This is a genomic window from Pseudomonas sp. 20P_3.2_Bac5 (assembly GCF_025466035.1).
GTDB lineage: Bacteria > Pseudomonadota > Gammaproteobacteria > Pseudomonadales > Pseudomonadaceae > Aquipseudomonas.
This window is the reverse complement of record NZ_JANLOA010000021.1, coordinates 123,880-139,239: the sequence shown is the minus strand read 5'-3', so window position 1 is coordinate 139,239 and position 15,360 is coordinate 123,880. Positions and strand designations below refer to the sequence as shown.

Below are 15,360 nucleotides of genomic sequence, written 5' to 3'. Positions count from 1 at the left end.
GGTCTTTTTTTTGGCTCTTCAGGCTAATGAAGGCGTGTGTTACTGAATGTGGCGATGATATCAAAGGAATGTCTCAGGATGTAACCCCGAAGCACGGGTTTGCGGAATTTAGCACTTGAGAATCAATCTCGTTACGATTAATCTCATACCCGCATCAAGGACGATGCCCCCTTCCCCGCCTCCTCCGTTTTTCCAGCAAGGAGCTTGAATATGACCCGTCTGTTGCTGCCTCTGGACCATCACGCCGCGTGCGCCGATCCCACGGAACTGGCGTTGCTGCACCGCCTGAAAAAGCTGCCACGCCGGGTACAGCAGGTGTTCTTGCTGAACCGCCTCGATCAACTTTCCTACGCCGATATCGCCCGCCGCCTGGACCTGTCCGACGCCAGCGTCGAACGGCACATGAATCAGGTCCTGCAATGCACCCTGCCCGCGCCGTCCGCCATCGCCCGCAGCGCAGGCGAGTGGTACGTGCGTTTGCAGAGCCCGCAGGTCACCGCCAGCGAGCGTATCGACTTCCGCCGCTGGCTCGACGCCGCGCCGGAGCACCTGGCCGCCTTCCATGCCACCGAGCTGCGCTGGCGCACCCTGCTCGCGCCGGCACGCCTGCTGGGCGAAAACCAGTGGTACCGGCAAGGGCGCGCAGCGTTTTCCCTCGGCGGTTGCACCGTGGCCATGGGCCTCGGAGTGGCGGCGCTGCTGGCGTTGGGTTTCTGGTCCTGACCCGGGTTGTGTAGAGTAATGGGCCTCCATGACTCTACACAGGAACCTGGCAATGACTGCACTGAGCATCGACTGCGACTTCGATTCCGGCAACATCCTGGTACGGGATTCCAGCAATCCCTTGCAGGTCCGCCTGGCGATCCGTAACGACACCAGCAGCGCGCATTTCCAGTGGTTCCACTTCAAGGCCAGCGGCCTGACGCCAGGACAGTCCCACACGTTCGTCCTGGAGAACGCTGGCGAGTCTTCCTATAACAAAGCCTGGGACGGTTATCAGGCCGTCGCCTCGTATGACCAGCAGAACTGGTTCCGCGTACCGTCGCACTTCGACGGCAAGGCGCTGCACTTCAACCTTCAGGCCAGTGAGCCACAGGCCTGGTTCGCCTACTTCGAGCCCTACTCCCGCGCCCGCCATAACCAGTTGATCGAACGCGCCACCCGCCTCGCCAACATGACCCTGCTGGCCACCGGGCGCAGCGTCGAAGGCCGTGATATTCAACTGCTGCGGGCCGGTGACGGCGCCCCAGGCAAACGCAAGGTGTGGATCATCGCCCAGCAGCATCCGGGCGAACACATGGCTGAATGGTTCATGGAAGGCGTTATCGAGCGACTGGAGCGCAACGACGCCACGCTGCAAGCCCTGCTGGCTGCCGCCGACCTCTACCTGATCCCGAACATGAACCCCGATGGCGCGTTCCGTGGCCACCTGCGCACCAACGCCAAGGGCCGCGACCTCAACCGTGCCTGGCAGGACGCCAGCGTCGAGCAGACCCCGGAAGTACTGTTCGCCCAGCACCAGATGAAACTCCACGGCGTCGACCTGTTCCTCGATGTCCACGGCGACGAAGAAATCCCCCACGTCTTCACCGCCGCCTGCGAAGGCAACCCTGGCTACACTCCGCGCATCGCCGCGCTGGAAGCGCGTTTCCGTAAAACCCTGTGCGGGCTGACCCGCGACTTCCAGGACGTCCACGGCTACCCGCGCAGCGCCCCTGGCAAGGCCAACCTGACCCTGGCCTGCAACGCCGTCGGCCAGACCCATGATTGCCTGTCCCTGACCCTGGAGATGCCATTCAAGGACCACGACGACGCGCCGAATGCGCTGACCGGCTGGTCGGGCAAACGCTCGCGCGAGCTGGCGAGTTCGGTGCTGGATTGCATCGGGGAGATGGTTGGCGAGTTGCGCTGATTCAACTCAGGGACTGAAATGCTGTGGGCCCCTCAAAACTGCACATCCAGAATCACGCTGTCCTGATACGCCGCGGCCGGTGGCGTGGGCTGGTCGGTGTAGACCTTGGCGTTGTAGTTGAACACCTGGCTGCCGGTCCCGGTGCCGTTGCCGGGATTGATGTCGGCGTCGCTGCTGGAGCGCCGGGCGGTGGTCAATGAACCCCAGCGCACCGCAGTGGCGCTTTTGAAGATGTCGTAGGACAGGTAATTGTTGGCCGTCGATTTCATCCGCCGTCGTCCGCCGGAAACGTACAGCCCGTCATTGAGACCGACCGTGTACGCACTGCCCTTGGTGCAGGACAGGCTGACGCTTTGGCTGACCGTGGAAAAACCGCTGACCACCGGCGCCGTGCCGAAGTTGATGGTCGGCGTGGTGATCTGGCAGTCGGCGGTCACCTGCAGGCTCACGGTCATCGAGGTGGTCCCGGTCAACACCTGGCGACCGATGCACGCACCGAGTACACCGATGCCGTAGCAGTAGTCCCAATCCCAGTACACGCTGAAGGTTTCCTGGTAAGTGCCGGCGGCAACGTTGCTGCCGGTCAGGGTCTTGACGTAGAGCGGCACGGTACTGGGCACGATGCTGCCCAGCAGGCCCAGCGCTTCGAGAATGCCGTGGCGGGCGAAGTCGAAGGGCTGGCCGCGGGTGATCGGGTAGGACGTGGTGTTGTCGGCGTAGATCGTGTAGAGGATCACGTCTCCGGTCGGCCCGACCATGCCCGTGGATCCGCCCAAAGGGGTCAGCGTCAGTTTGAAGAAGTCGTCCGTGCGCAACAGGCTGAGCAGCGCGCCGCTGCAACGCAAGCCGGCGTTGGCGGTGGAGCTGGGCTGCACGGTGGTGTTGACCGAGGTCGAGGCGACATTGCCGAACGCCACGTTGGCGGCCTGCACCACCGCACACTGGGCCTCGGCCCGCACCCCGGCCAGGCACAGGACGAGCGCCAGCAACAGGCGTTTCACCGGCACACCAGCGGGCCGATCAGCGGCACGTCGTCCTGCGCGGCATCCAGCGCGAACTCCACCTGGCAACGCGCGCCACCGGCCAACTGCACGTCCAGGGTGTTCTGGTCGGCCAGCCCTTCCAGGTACACCAGCCCGTCCCAGCCCACCACCGCCAGTGCGCCGCTCTGCCGATGGGTGACCTGGCTGCCCAGGGGCAAGTCCTGGCGATTGCCATCCACCAGTTCAACCGTGGCCGCACGCACCCGGTTCAGCGGGAAGTTGAGCAGGTAACCGGCGCCACGGCGCACCGCGACGCGCTGCTCGACGTTCTGGCTGACCACGTTGGCCGGCAGGTCGAGGGTGTCGATCTCGTATTTGCCGCGGTAATAGGCGCTGCTCCACGGCACCAGCAGATGCCCTTTGCTGTCGGTACGACCGACCAACTGATTCTCGTAGCGCACCGGGACATCGGCGAAGCCCTCGGTGCTGACCACTACGAAGGCGTCATCGATGCGATTGGCGGCAAACAGCCCGGCGTCCATCCACACCAGCGACCCACTGGCATCGGCCCAGCGGGTCATGGCGTCGCGGGTGCCGTAGGTGCCGGCCTGCAACTGCACCGATTGCAGACGCCAGGTCAGGTCGGCCTGGCGGTAGGCCTGCTGGTCGCCACCGGCATAGCCGATATTGAAGCCCACCCCGCCCTCGCTGGGCACGCCGCGGCTGTAGTTGACCCGCTGCAGGCGCTCGCCGCTCTGGTTGCGTTCCATGCTCAGGCTGATGGTGCCGCGCAGGTCGAAGGGGATCACCAGTTGCGCCTGGGTCGCCCACTGCCCGCCGCCCACCTCGCGGTTGGCCGAGAGGTACAGGCTGGTGTTGCCCCACAGCGATTTGCTCCAGCTCAGGTTGAGCAGCCGGGTGCGGGTGTCGTTGCCGGCACGCACGTCGAAATAGCCAGCGCCGAAACTGCCATAGCGCTCCAGGTTCAGGCTCAGGGTCACCTGTTCGCTGCGCTGGCTGAGGCGGATGTAGGGGGTGTCCAGCAAGGACGCGTCGGCATAGTCGCCGTAGCGTTCGAGGCGCTGGTAATTGAAGCCGACGCGCTGGCTGTTGTACTGGTAGCCGAGGCTCGCCTGACGACCGCTGCGGCTGTCGAAACTGCTTTGGCTGAGCGCCGCATTGATCACCCCGAAACTGCCCACCAGCAGGTTGCCGCCCAAGCCCCCAAGGGCCAGCGATTCGGCGGCTTCGGCATGGGTTTCGAGGGTGAAGCTGTCGCTGATGCCATAGCGCAGGCTGGCCGAGGTCAGCGCCGGGCCGTAGCCAAAATCGCGCAGGCCATAGTCACGGCGCAGGCTGCCGGCGGCCACCGAGAAGTCGCTCAGGCCTTTCTGCAGCAGGGTGCTGGTGACATAGAACGGCAGCGTCGTGGCGATCTGCCGACCCTGGGCATCGGTGGTCACCACCACCGCCTCGCCGGCGCCATTGATATACGGCACGTTGGTCAGGGTGTACGGGCCGGGTTGCAGGTCGGCGCTGGCGCTTTTGTAGCCGTTGATGAACAGATCGACCGAGGACGGCACCGCCGCCTCGCCGGCAAAGGCCGGCAGCGGATAGGTCACCAGGTCAGGGCGTACCGCGAAATCCCGCGACAACTGAATACCGCCCAGGCGCACCGAGCTGGTCCAGGGCAATGAGCCGCTGATCACGTCACCGGCCTCGAAGGTCAGCAGGCGCGTTTCGTCGGTGTAGCGGAAGGTGGTGTCGTAGCGCAGGAAGCCGCGCTGGCTGTCGTCGTAGCTGCGGCCGCTGAGCTGTTGCCGCCACTGGCCGGTGGTGGACAAGGTGCCCCAACTGTCGAACAGGCGCAGCTCGTTCCAGGCCGACAGGCTGGTGCCGGCGTCGTCGGTGTCGTTCAGGTAGAGGTCGTAGTTGAGCAGCGCGCCGAAGCTGCTGTGGGCCTGGCTGCCGTCGAACAGCGCGCGGTTGCCGATGCGCTGGTTCGGCAGCCAGCCGGGCGGCACTTCGATCAGCAGGCGCTGGGTCTGGCTGTCGTAGTCGCTGTGCAGGCCGCCAATGGTGTCCAGCGCCACCTGCTCCGGCACCTCGCCGGGGAGTTCGATGCCAGCGGCGCGCAGGTCGGCGCTGGCCATGTACAGATGACCCGAACGCTGCTGGACGGCGACCACGCTACCGCTGCTCATCTGGTTGACCACCAGTTCCAGGTACAACTGGGCATCGCTCACCGCCTCCAGCCCCGAGGGCGGCGGCGGCAGTTCGCCGGCCATCAGCGGGGCCGCCGCGAGCATCGCCATGCCACCCGCCAGCGCGAGCCGGCGGGTACTGGCCAGAAAGCCCATCACGCACTGCATCTCACCATTGGCTGGGCCTCCTTGGCCCGGATCCATCACTTATCCGCTCACGTTCAATTCCCCTGACCTATGGTCTGGGCCGCTTCACTGCCATTGATCCTGCCCTTGAGCACCGTCGCCGCCGAAGCCTGCAACGGCGCCGGCCAGCGCATCGTGGCGCCCGGCAGCACGTAGCCGAGCAGGCCTTCGACCACCGGCCGGTTTTGCCCGCCTTGCTGCATCACCACATCGGTCAGGCGCGCGTGCACCGGACCGGTGTTGCGAATCTCGACATAGGAGCGCCCCTGCACCGCCACCTGGCGCCAGCTCAATTGCGGCTTGCCGACCCCGGCCGCGTCGCGCTGCCCCTGCGGGTCCGGCTTGCCCCACAGGCCCTGGCCGTAGACGAACAGCGGCACCGAGTAGCGCATCTGGAAGCGGATCGCCGCCTGTGGCCCGCTGGCGTTTTCGCCGGGGGGCATGGCCGGTGGAATCTCGTCGATGATGATGCGGTAGGCCTGTTCCTGACCCGCCGGCGAGGTGCCGGTGCGGGTCAGGCGGATCAGTTGTTTGCCGCCCGCGGGAATCTTCGCCACCGGCGGGCTGCCGATCACTTCGCGTTGGTTCTGGTACTGGTCGTCGAACTCACCCTGGCGCCAGGCGAAAATCCGCACCTGCAGGTTGGCGTCCTCGCTGCCGCGGTTTTCCAGCCACAGCGCACCGGCCTTCTGCTCGGCCTCGATGACCGGGTCGATCGGCCAGATCAGCACCGAGGTCGCCGCCTGCGCCGATCCCGCCCCCAGCAGCGTCAATCCCAGTGCCAGTCTCGCCCCCCACGTACTCCGACGCTGAGCCTCTGTGCCCATGCCACTCTCCTTCGGCGATATTGTTTTCTTATGGACCGGGCGAGCACAGGCTCACCAAGTCAATGTCACTTGCAGCACGTCGCTGTAACTGCCCGCCGGCAGCGCGCCGCTCAGTTGGGCGCGGGCGTAGACCGGCAATTTGATCGTCGTCGGGTCGCTGTAGCTGACGTTCACCGTCTGGTCGATGCCCAGGGCCTGGCTGAAACCGGCATCACGAAACAACTGGTAGACCAGCAGGTCCGCGCTGGTGCTGCGCTTGAGGTTGCGGCTGCCGTTGTTGTTCTGCCCACCGCCGACCTTCATGGTCATCGTCACCCCGGGCGTGCACTGCAACGTCACCGTGGTGCCACTCAACTGGGTGGTCACCGCCGCGCTCGACAGGGCCGAATAGCTGCCGAAGTCCAGGTTGCCGTAACTGGTCACCCCACCGACCACCAGGCACCCCGCCTGCACCGTGGCGTTGACCAGGAATGTGCTGCTGAGCGCCGCGTCCAGTGGCGTCGGCGCAACCGCCACCACTGCCGTCAGCGCCAGCGCCACCGCCAGCCGCCCGCTCATGACTTAGAAACTCAATTCGACCGCCACGGTGTCGGTGTAGACGCCCGGCGGCAAGCCGGCCTTGCCCACGGCCTTGCCGTACAGGTCGACGGTTTGCGCCACGCCCGTGCTGGTGGGCAGGGTGATGGTGCCGTTGATCGGCAGCAGCGTAGAGGTGCCGGCGTCGGTGTAGAAGTCATAGGGCACGAAGTTGGTGCCATCGGACAACGCCCGGGTGCCACCGGTCGAGGCACCGTCATGGCTACCCAGGCCGACCTTGATCACCGGTATCGCGCCTTTCGAGCAGAGCACGCTGATCGCCCCGCCGCCGCTCTGCACCTGGCCCGAAGCCTGTGTGAACAGCGCGTTCTGGGTGCCGAAGTTGAGGGCGCCGAAGTTGACCCCGCTGGTGGCGGTGGAGCCATTGACCTGACAACTGGCGATCAATGTCAGCGTGGCGTTGATCACACCGGTGACAGTGGCCGCATGGGCCTGGGAAGCCAGTGCTAGCGCGACGCCAGCGATGAGGACACGGGAAAGACGAGGTTTCATGGTTCACTCCTTGTTACCAGTCCAGCGTCACCGTCAGGGTGTCGCGGTAAATGCCCGCAGGCAGGGCTTTGGGATTGGCGGTTACCACGCCGTAGATGGGGATGGGAATTTGCGCCGCGCTGCTCACGGAAAAGTTGAGCTGCTGACCGATGCCGTAGTTGGAACGCCCGGCCGGGTCGGTGGAAAGCTGGTAGGGAATGAGCACGCCGCCATTGCTCAGGCGCCGGGTAGTGCCATCGGGGTTGGCACCGCCGTTGATAGTGACGGTGAAAGCACGCACCTGCGGGTTGCAGCTGACCTGCAGGTTGCTGCCGCCCGGCTCGTCGAGATTGGCCCGCAGGGTGTCGTTCCACACCGGGCCCTGCTGGCCGAAGTCGAGCACACCACCAGCGCCGGCAGGAGGCGCGCCGGGCTGTTCGCTGCTGATCTGGCAGGCGGAGGTAATCACCAGGCGCGCCTGAATATGGCCATTGAGCGCGCCGTTGACGCTGGTGCTGAGCAGGAGCGGCCCCAGGCTCAGCAAAAGAATGCGGGTCGTTTGCATGCTGCTCACTCCTTAAGCAGTGCCACCGTGACCATCACCAGGTGACGGTCACCTTCAACATGTCCGAATAACGTCCCGTCCTTGGAAGCTCGGTTTGAGTGTCGATACGTGCGTACAAGGGAAGTTCAACCGATCCGCTGTCCGGTACACGCCCATGCTGGGCCGTATTGACCGACAGCGGCGCGCGCCAGGCAGCATCCTGGTACAAGCGGTAGGGAATGGGTTTGGCCTTGGGGTCTGCGGCCACCAGATAACGCACTTCGCCGGTGCCACCGTGCAGGCCGCCATCGACTTCGATCTGATAGGCGGTATCAGGATTGCACTCCAGCCGCGGCGGACGCAACACCAGCAATTGGCTGCTCAGCGGACCCGCGGGATCGTCAAGCCGTGGGCTCTGACCAAAATCCAGCACACCCAACGCCTCGGCGGCCGCTTCGCGGGGCTGATGGATCAGCAGACAGCCGCGCTGAACGTCGACACGCACCTCGACGAGAAACTCCGTGGCAGCAACACCCTGGGCCGCACACAGCCCGAACAGCGTCGCCAGTGACCATCCCTTCACTTGCCCTCCCTGTCCCTTACAGGACTTCGTGAATTTCAGGGTAGCAGCCGAGGACAAAGCTGCCAGCCGATCAAGAAATGTACAGCTCATGTACAAGAACTATCCGACGAGCACGAAAGACACGACTGGCAGCACTTTTCACTATTTGGTTAATATTGCCGCCGCTCGTTATCTGCCTGCCGGCTTCACGCTCTACGAGGAACCCTGCCCGTGCCCGTTTTCTCCTGGCTCCGCTCGCCACTGCACGCCCTGCGCCAGCGCCTTGGCGCTTCCACGGTCGCGACGCCAGGGCCGGACAGCCAGATCCAGGTGTACTTCCGGGACAAAGCCAGCCAGCAGGGCTACACCCTCAGCCAAGGCCAGCAACGGGTGATCGCGGCGATGGCCGAACAGGTCGCCCGCCTTCCCGCTGGCCGGGCACGCAGCCTGTACCTTCATGGCCAGGTCGGCCGCGGCAAAAGCTGGCTGCTCGACGGATTCTTCAACGCCCTGGGCGAGATCCCCAAGCGCCGCCTGCACTTCCACGACTTCTTCGCCCGTCTGCACCAAGGCATGTTCGACCATCGCCAGGCCCCCGACGCCCTGGCGCTGACCCTCGACGCCCTGCTCGGTGATTGCAGGGTGCTGTGCTTCGACGAATTCCACGTCCACGACATCGGCGACGCCATGCTCCTCACCCGGCTGTTCCAGGCCCTGTTCGAGCGCGGCACTTTCGTCCTGGTGACCTCCAACTACGCCCCCGAGGGATTGCTGCCCAATCCGCTCTACCACCAGCGTTTCGAGCCGGTTATCCGCCTTATCGAGGCGCGCATGGACGTCCTCGAAGTCGGCGGCGATCAGGACTACCGCGCCCTGCCCGGCGCCGGTGCGCAGCAGCGCTTCACCCAAGGCTTGTACTTGTGGCCCGGCAGCCCGCAACAGCGTCACCAACTGGGCCTGAACGACGCCACCGAAGACGTGCTGCTGAACGTCGGCAAACGCCAGTTGCGCGCGCGGGTTCGCGATGAACACAGCGTGGTTTTCGACTTCTCCGCCATTTGCGAACAAGCGACCGCAGTCATCGACTACCTGGACCTGGTGCAGCGCTTCGAACACTGGACCATCGAACACCTGCCGAACCTGGAAGACTGCACCATCGCCGCCCAACAGCGCTTCATCAACCTGGTGGACGTGCTCTATGACCGCGACAAACAACTGCTGCTGATCGGCGAGCTACCGCTGGAGCAAAGCCTCGGCGGCAGCGTCGCGGACCTGGCGCGCACCCGCAGCCGGCTGGGGCAGTTACGGCAGATGGGGCCGGCCTGACGCGGTGCATGCCAGTCACCCCGCCCGCGCCAACCCCGCCAGCACTTCCTCGATTTCCACCAGCACCGCCGGATCATCCAGGGTCGAGGGCGGTGTGTAGGCCTGCTGGTCGGCGATCTTGCGCAGCACGGCGCGCAGGATCTTGCCCGAGCGGGTCTTGGGCAGGCGCTTGACCACCCGCACCTGGTTGAAACAGGCCAGCGCGCCGATCTGCTCGCGCACGGTGGCGACCAGTTCGGACTGCAACTGCGCCTCGCCCATCCCGACCCCGTCCTTGAGTACCAGCAGCGCCAGCGGCACCTGGCCCTTGATCTCGTCGCGCACGCCGACCACGGCACACTCGGCGACAGCCGGGTGGCGCGCCACCAGGTCTTCCATCTCGCCGGTGGAAAGGCGGTGCCCGGAGACGTTAATCACATCGTCGGTGCGGCCCATGATGTAGACGAATCCGTCTTCATCCAGGTAGCCGCCGTCGCCGGTGTGGTAGTAGCCGGGGAAGGTGTTGAGGTACGAATCCAGGTAGCGCGAATGATCGCCCCACAAGGTCTGGCTGCAGCCCGGCGGCAGCGGCAAGGTGATGACGATCGCGCCCTGCTGGTTGGCACCGAGCAACTGGCCGTCTTCGTCCAGCACCCGCACGTGGTAGCCCGGCACCGCCCGGTTGCTCGATCCTGCGCGGCCGCCACTGCCATCGAGGCCCAGGCAGGGCGCGGTCACCGGCCAGCCGGTTTCGGTCTGCCACCAGTGGTCGTGCACGGTCTTGCCGCTGATGCTTTCCAGCCATTGATGGGTACTTGAATCGAGACGCTCACCAGCAAGGAAAAACTCGCGCAGCGAACTCAGGTCGTAGCCGCGCAGCAGCAGGCCTTCCGGGTCTTCCTTGCGGATCGCGCGCATGGCCGTTGGGGCGCAGAACAGGCCGTTGACCCGGTATTGCTCGACCACCCGCCAGTAAGCGCCGGCATCCGGGGTGCGGATCGGCTTGCCCTCGTAGAACACCGTGGTGCAGCCGTTCATCAACGGGCCGTAGACGATCAGCGAGTGCCCGACCACCCAGCCGACATCGGAAATGCCCCACCACACTTCACCCGGCTGCATGCCGTAGATGTTCTTCATGGCAAAGCGCAGGGCCACGGCGTTGCCGCCGTTTTCGCGGACGATACCCTTGGGTTTTCCGGTGGTGCCGGAGGTGTACATGATGTACAGCGGATCGGCGGCGCCCAGCTCCACCGGCGGCACCGGCCTGGCATCGGCCAGCGCGGCGTGCCAGTCCAGATCGCGGCCGTCCTTCAAGGTGGCGCGTGCCTGCGGCCGTTGCAGCACCAGCACCTTGCGCGGCTGATGGCTGGATTGTTCCAGGGCGCTGTCCACCAGCGGCTTGTATTCGATGACGCGATCAAACTCGACGCCGCACGACGCCGTCAGCAGCAGGGTGGGCCGCGCGTCATCGATGCGCAGCGCCAGCTCATGCGGGGCGAAACCGCCGAACACCACCGAATGCACCGCGCCGATGCGGGCGCAGGCGAGCATGGCCATGGCCGCCTGCGGGACCATCGGCATGTAGATCACCACCCCGTCGCCCTGCTGGACACCGAGGTCGCGCAGCAAGCCAGCCAGGCGCGCCACTTCGTCGCGCATCTGGCGGAAGGTGAAGGTCTGTTGGCTGTTGGTGACCGGCGAATCGTAGATCAGGGCAGTCTGCTCGCCGCGACCCTCGTCGATCTGATGATCCAGCGCCAGGAAGCAACTGTTCAGGCGCCCGTCGGCAAACCACTGATGGGTGCCATCGGGATTGTCGCGAAGGATTTCCGTGGGTTTGCGAAACCAGGCCAGGTCATGGGCGTGCTCGGCCCAGAAATCGGCGGGCGCCGCGATGGAACGGTCGTAGCTGTGCTGATAACTCATCGACGAATAACCCTACGTTTGTTGTTATTAAAGGGCGAACGTCGAGTATGGCCAGTTGGCGCCGGCCCGCTATCGAACTTAAGTCGCATGCCACGAAGTCTTTGCCGCTATCATGGCCGCCGTTTTGACTGACGGCCCTGTCCATGCACACTCTTGAAGACCTCAACGCCGGCCGTCTGGCAGGTATTACTCGCCTCGACCTGGCCTGTGGCCTTGAGCGGTTCCCGGAGGAAATCTTCGCGCTGGCCGACAGCCTCGAAGTCCTCAACCTGACCGGCAACGCCCTGACCGACCTGCCCGACGACCTCGGCAGGTTGCACAAACTGAACGTGCTGTTTTGTTCAGAGAATCGCTTGAGCCAACTGCCCGTCGGCATCGGCCAGTGCGCCAGCCTGGAAGTGGTCGGCGTCAAGAGCAACCTTATCGAGGACGTCCCTGCCGCTGCGCTGCCGCCGCGGTTGCGCTCGCTGGTGCTGACCGACAACCGCCTGGAGCAGTTGCCCGAAGCCCTCGGTGATTGCGTCGAGCTGCAAAAGCTCATGCTTTCCGGCAACCGCCTGCGCAGCCTGCCGGCCAGCCTCGCCCGCTGTAAAAAACTCGAATTGGTAAGGGTCGCCGCCAACCGCCTGGAACAGCTCCCGGAATGGCTAATCAGCCTGCCCAACCTGGCGTGGCTGGCCTATGCCGGCAACCCGCTGCCCGAGGGCTATCGCCCGCCCGCAGTGGACGGGCACTGCGCCCGGCTGGACTGGCAGGACATCACGCTGGAACAAGTGCTTGGCCAGGGCGCGTCCGGGGTGATTCATCGTGCGCGGCTCAACGGACACGCCAGCGCCGTGGCGGTGAAACTCTACAAAGGCGAGATCACCAGCGACGGCACGCCGCTGGACGAGATGAACGCCTGCATCGCTGCCGGCCAGCATCCGCACCTGATTCCACTGCTGGGGCGCATCGACAACCATCCGCAGCAGCTTCCCGCGCTGGTGATGGAACTGATCGACCCGGCCTGGTTCAGCCTCGCCGGCCCGCCCAGCCTACAAAGCTGCACGCGGGATAGTTACCCCGCCGAACGCCGCCTTGAGCCACAGGGCGTACGCCGGCTCGTGTCGGCCATCGCTTCGGTCGCGGCGCACCTGCACCAGCGCGGGCTGAGCCATGGTGATCTGTACGCGCACAACATCCTCTGCGATGAGCACGGGCACAGCTTGCTGGGGGATTTTGGCGCGGCGTCGTTCCATCCGCTGGATGGCGGCAGCGCGGCGGCGGCGCTGGAGCGCATCGAGGTGCGGGCGTTTGGGGTGTTGCTTGGGGAGTTGCTGGAGCGTTGTGACGGGGATTTGCCGCTGTTGAGGGCGTTGCAGAGCGATTGTGTGCGGGCTGAGGTGTGTCGGCGGCCGGGGTTTGCCGAGGTGGTGGTGAGGCTCGGGAAATAGCAGCGCGCTGGGGGCCTGCCTGACAACCGCAACAAGAAGGCCGCATCAAGCGGCCTTTTTGTTCAGCGATAGGCTCGACTCAAGCCGTCAAGCCGACATACACGTTCTGCACATCATCGTGGTTATCGATCGCCTCGAGGAACGCCTCGACCTCAGCCAGAGCCTCTTCGCTCAGGCTGGCAGTGCTGACCGGGTTTTTCGGGGTGTAGCCGATTTTCGCCGAAATCACGGTGAAACCCTGCTCCGGCAGGGCTTTCTGCACGCTGTCCAGGTCGGTGGTTTCGGTGATGAACAGGGTCGCGCCCTCATCAGCCGGTTCGAAATCCTGGGCGCCGGCTTCGATGGCGGCCATTTCCGGGTCAGCGTCTGCGCTGTCCGGGGTGGCTTCGATCAGGCCGACGTGGTTGAAGTCCCACGACACCGAACCCTCGGCGCCCAGTTGACCCTTGCGGAACAACACGCGGACTTCAGCGACGGTGCGGTTGATGTTGTCGGTCAGGCACTCGACGATCAGCGGCACCTGGTGCGGCGCGAAACCTTCGTACTTCACCGCGTGGTACTGCACCTGCTCGCCCAGCAGGCCCGCGCCTTTCTTGATCGCGCGCTCCAGGGTCTCGCGGGTCATGGAGGCTTTCTTGGCCTGCTCGATCACCAGACGCAGACGGGCGTTCATGTCCGGGTCGGCGCCGCTGCGCGCGGCGATCTGAATTTCCTTGGCCAGCTTGCCCATGACCTTGCCTTTGGCATTGGCAGCTTGTTCTTTATGTTTGGCTTTCCACTGTGCGCCCATATCGACTCTCTTGTTTCAACGGCCGGTTCAGGAAGCGACCGGCAAAGGGGTGCAGTTTATACGCCCTGTTACCTGCAATCGACAAGAAAAGCCGGGGGACCGTGCCGCCATCGCACGCCTCAGGCCCCGGCACTGAGACATAACGGTGCAACAGGGCAGTTTTCTTCAATACCCGCCAACGACCGCCCGATAGGCTCCTGACTTTCTTCACTGACAAGAGAGACGCTGCATGAGCCTGTTGCTGTCCATGGCCGCCTTTGCGCTGGCCGCTTCCATTTCTCCCGGCCCGGTCAACCTGGTCGCCCTCGCCGCCGGCGCTCAGCATGGGCTGCGCCCGGCCATGCGGCATGTCAGCGGTGCCACCCTGGGCTTCTGTCTGCTGCTGTTGCTGGTGGGCTACGGCCTGCATGCGGTGCTGCGGGAGTGGCCGGGGCTGACCGAGGTGCTGCGCTGGGCCGGCATTCTGTTTTTGCTGTACATGGCCTGGAAACTGGCCGCCGATGACGGCAGCCTCGGCGATGGCAGCCCCGGCAAGCCGCCAAGCATGGCCTACGGCGCGCTGATGCAATGGCTCAATCCCAAGGCGTGGCTGGCCTGCGTGGCCGGGGTCGGGGCGTTCGTCGGGCAAGGCGAAACGGCGCTGCTGTGGCAGTTCACGTTGATCTATCTGGTGATCTGCTACCTGTCGGTGGGCTGCTGGGCCTGGGCCGGGACGGTGATTCGGCGCTACCTCGACAACCCGCGGCGCATGCGCCTGTTCAACCGCGCCCTGGCCTTGTTGCTGGTGGCCAGCGCGCTGTACCTGTTACTGGGCTGAGCGGTAGTGACCGGGGGTGGCCGCCAGGTGGTGCTTGAACGCGCGTTGCAGGTGCGCCTGGTCGGCGAAGCCCGCCTCGTGCGCCACCTCGGCGATCAGCCGGCCCTGGCGCAACTGGGCGCGGGCATAACGCACGCGGTGATCGAGCAGGTAACCGTGGGGCGTCATTCCGTAATGCTGCTTGAACGCGCGGATCAGGTAGGAAGTGGATAGCCCCGCCGCCTCGCCGATGTCTTCCAGCTTCAGCGGTTCGGTGCAGTGCTGGCGGATATAGCACGCCGCCCGTTCAAGGCGTTCGTTGCCCTGCCCCGCCAACGCCGGTGCGGCCTGCACCTGGGCACGCAGCTGACTGAAAAACGCTTCGGCGGCGATGCGCTTGTGCTCGCTGTCCAGTTGGTTGTCGATCAGTTGTGCGTAGAGCCCGGTCAAGGCTTGATACAGCCCTGGCGCAGTGCTCAGGGTGCGGGCCAGCGGCTTGAAACCAAGACCGCGCAGCCAGGGCATGTCGACATACAGCATCAGGTAGGACCAAGGCTGGTCGGCAATCGGGTTGCAGGCGTGGACCACCCCCGGATTCATCATGACCACCGTACCGGTCTCGATTTCGTGCCAGCGCTGGCCATCGAAGTAAGTGCTGCACCCGGCAGTGATGGCACCGATGGAAAAGCCTTCGTGGGAGTGTCGGGCATAGCAGACCTTGCGGCCATCGGCGACGCCACGGGCTTCGATGAAGGGCAGCGCTGGATCACGCCAGAAGTGCGAAATGCTGCTCATCAAAAAACTCCCGAGTAACCGTACGAAAA

At 64.9% G+C, this 15,360-nt stretch carries 15 protein-coding genes; 5 read left to right on the top strand and 10 right to left on the bottom strand.

Annotation, left to right across the window (positions count from 1 at the left end; genetic code table 11):
• Positions 1-210: 210 nt before the first annotated feature.
• On the top strand, positions 211-723 hold the full coding sequence (locus NTD88_RS04390) for a sigma factor-like helix-turn-helix DNA-binding protein (RefSeq protein ID WP_262155964.1): 513 nt from the start codon (positions 211-213) through the stop codon (positions 721-723).
• Between the two features lie 52 nt (positions 724-775).
• Complete coding sequence (locus NTD88_RS04385) at positions 776-1,912, top strand: M14-type cytosolic carboxypeptidase (protein WP_410017248.1); 1,137 nt, start codon at positions 776-778, stop codon at positions 1,910-1,912.
• 32 nt (positions 1,913-1,944) lie between these two features.
• On the opposite strand, the gene NTD88_RS04380 is transcribed toward NTD88_RS04385, so the two are convergent.
• From NTD88_RS04380 to NTD88_RS04350, 7 genes are all read right to left on the bottom strand, one after another.
• Complete coding sequence (locus NTD88_RS04380; RefSeq protein WP_410017247.1) at positions 1,945-2,913, bottom strand: spore coat protein U domain-containing protein; 969 nt, start codon at positions 2,911-2,913, stop codon at positions 1,945-1,947.
• Positions 2,910-5,204 carry a fimbria/pilus outer membrane usher protein gene (locus NTD88_RS04375; protein ID WP_262156034.1) on the bottom strand — a complete coding sequence of 765 codons (2,295 nt, stop codon included), beginning with the start codon at positions 5,202-5,204 and terminating at the stop codon, positions 2,910-2,912. The genes NTD88_RS04380 and NTD88_RS04375 overlap by 4 nt, the downstream gene beginning before the upstream one ends.
• Positions 5,205-5,320: 116 nt before the next feature.
• Complete coding sequence (locus tag NTD88_RS04370; protein WP_095153702.1) at positions 5,321-6,112, bottom strand: molecular chaperone; 792 nt, start codon at positions 6,110-6,112, stop codon at positions 5,321-5,323.
• Positions 6,113-6,163: 51 nt separating this feature from the next.
• On the bottom strand, positions 6,164-6,670 hold the full coding sequence (locus NTD88_RS04365; protein ID WP_262130555.1) for a spore coat U domain-containing protein: 507 nt from the start codon (positions 6,668-6,670) through the stop codon (positions 6,164-6,166).
• Positions 6,671-6,673: 3 nt separating this feature from the next.
• Positions 6,674-7,201: a spore coat U domain-containing protein gene (locus NTD88_RS04360; protein ID WP_262155968.1), complete on the bottom strand. Its 528-nt coding sequence runs from the start codon at positions 7,199-7,201 to the stop codon at positions 6,674-6,676.
• 13 nt (positions 7,202-7,214) lie between these two features.
• Positions 7,215-7,745, bottom strand: a complete 531-nt coding sequence (locus NTD88_RS04355; RefSeq protein ID WP_095153705.1) for a spore coat U domain-containing protein — start codon at positions 7,743-7,745, stop codon at positions 7,215-7,217.
• A gap of 34 nt (positions 7,746-7,779) precedes the next feature.
• Positions 7,780-8,292 carry a spore coat U domain-containing protein gene (locus NTD88_RS04350; protein WP_262156035.1) on the bottom strand — a complete coding sequence of 171 codons (513 nt, stop codon included), beginning with the start codon at positions 8,290-8,292 and terminating at the stop codon, positions 7,780-7,782.
• Positions 8,293-8,517: 225 nt separating this feature from the next.
• Here NTD88_RS04350 and zapE point away from each other — a divergent pair, with 225 nt between their 5' ends.
• The gene (gene zapE, locus NTD88_RS04345) at positions 8,518-9,612 is read left to right on the top strand and encodes a cell division protein ZapE (RefSeq protein ID WP_262155969.1); all 1,095 of its coding nucleotides are present in this window, start codon (positions 8,518-8,520) and stop codon (positions 9,610-9,612) included.
• Positions 9,613-9,627: 15 nt separating this feature from the next.
• Here zapE and NTD88_RS04340 read toward each other — a convergent pair whose 3' ends face one another.
• Entirely contained in the window at positions 9,628-11,517 is a 1,890-nt protein-coding gene (locus NTD88_RS04340; RefSeq protein WP_262155970.1) for a propionyl-CoA synthetase, read from the bottom strand.
• Positions 11,518-11,660: 143 nt separating this feature from the next.
• On the opposite strand from NTD88_RS04340, the gene NTD88_RS04335 reads away from it, so the two are divergent.
• Positions 11,661-12,950, top strand: a complete 1,290-nt coding sequence (locus NTD88_RS04335) for a leucine-rich repeat-containing protein kinase family protein (RefSeq protein WP_262155971.1) — start codon at positions 11,661-11,663, stop codon at positions 12,948-12,950.
• Between the two features lie 79 nt (positions 12,951-13,029).
• Here NTD88_RS04335 and NTD88_RS04330 read toward each other — a convergent pair whose 3' ends face one another.
• Positions 13,030-13,740: a YebC/PmpR family DNA-binding transcriptional regulator gene (locus NTD88_RS04330; RefSeq protein ID WP_262155972.1), complete on the bottom strand. Its 711-nt coding sequence runs from the start codon at positions 13,738-13,740 to the stop codon at positions 13,030-13,032.
• 229 nt (positions 13,741-13,969) lie between these two features.
• Here NTD88_RS04330 and NTD88_RS04325 point away from each other — a divergent pair, with 229 nt between their 5' ends.
• Positions 13,970-14,557 (top strand): LysE family translocator, encoded by a 588-nt coding sequence (locus tag NTD88_RS04325; RefSeq protein WP_262130549.1) that lies wholly within the window; start codon positions 13,970-13,972, stop codon positions 14,555-14,557.
• On the opposite strand, the gene NTD88_RS04320 is transcribed toward NTD88_RS04325, so the two are convergent.
• The gene (locus NTD88_RS04320; RefSeq protein ID WP_262130548.1) at positions 14,546-15,331 is read right to left on the bottom strand and encodes an AraC family transcriptional regulator; all 786 of its coding nucleotides are present in this window, start codon (positions 15,329-15,331) and stop codon (positions 14,546-14,548) included. The two genes, NTD88_RS04325 and NTD88_RS04320, sit on opposite strands and share 12 nt — an antisense overlap.
• Between the last annotated feature and the right edge of the window lie 29 nt (positions 15,332-15,360).

Coding starts and splice junctions, on each gene's coding strand:
- NTD88_RS04335 (WP_262155971.1), top strand. CDS start 11,661: ATGCACACTCTTGAAGACCTCAACGCCGGCCGTCTGGCAGGTATTACT.
- NTD88_RS04360 (WP_262155968.1), bottom strand. CDS start 7,201: ATGAAACCTCGTCTTTCCCGTGTCCTCATCGCTGGCGTCGCGCTAGCA.
- NTD88_RS04355 (WP_095153705.1), bottom strand. CDS start 7,745: ATGCAAACGACCCGCATTCTTTTGCTGAGCCTGGGGCCGCTCCTGCTC.
- NTD88_RS04340 (WP_262155970.1), bottom strand. CDS start 11,517: ATGAGTTATCAGCACAGCTACGACCGTTCCATCGCGGCGCCCGCCGAT.
- NTD88_RS04390 (WP_262155964.1), top strand. CDS start 211: ATGACCCGTCTGTTGCTGCCTCTGGACCATCACGCCGCGTGCGCCGAT.
- NTD88_RS04330 (WP_262155972.1), bottom strand. CDS start 13,740: ATGGGCGCACAGTGGAAAGCCAAACATAAAGAACAAGCTGCCAATGCC.
- NTD88_RS04385 (WP_410017248.1), top strand. CDS start 776: ATGACTGCACTGAGCATCGACTGCGACTTCGATTCCGGCAACATCCTG.
- NTD88_RS04320 (WP_262130548.1), bottom strand. CDS start 15,331: ATGAGCAGCATTTCGCACTTCTGGCGTGATCCAGCGCTGCCCTTCATC.
- NTD88_RS04365 (WP_262130555.1), bottom strand. CDS start 6,670: ATGAGCGGGCGGCTGGCGGTGGCGCTGGCGCTGACGGCAGTGGTGGCG.
- NTD88_RS04375 (WP_262156034.1), bottom strand. CDS start 5,204: ATGCTCGCGGCGGCCCCGCTGATGGCCGGCGAACTGCCGCCGCCGCCC.
- NTD88_RS04370 (WP_095153702.1), bottom strand. CDS start 6,112: ATGGGCACAGAGGCTCAGCGTCGGAGTACGTGGGGGGCGAGACTGGCA.
- NTD88_RS04325 (WP_262130549.1), top strand. CDS start 13,970: ATGAGCCTGTTGCTGTCCATGGCCGCCTTTGCGCTGGCCGCTTCCATT.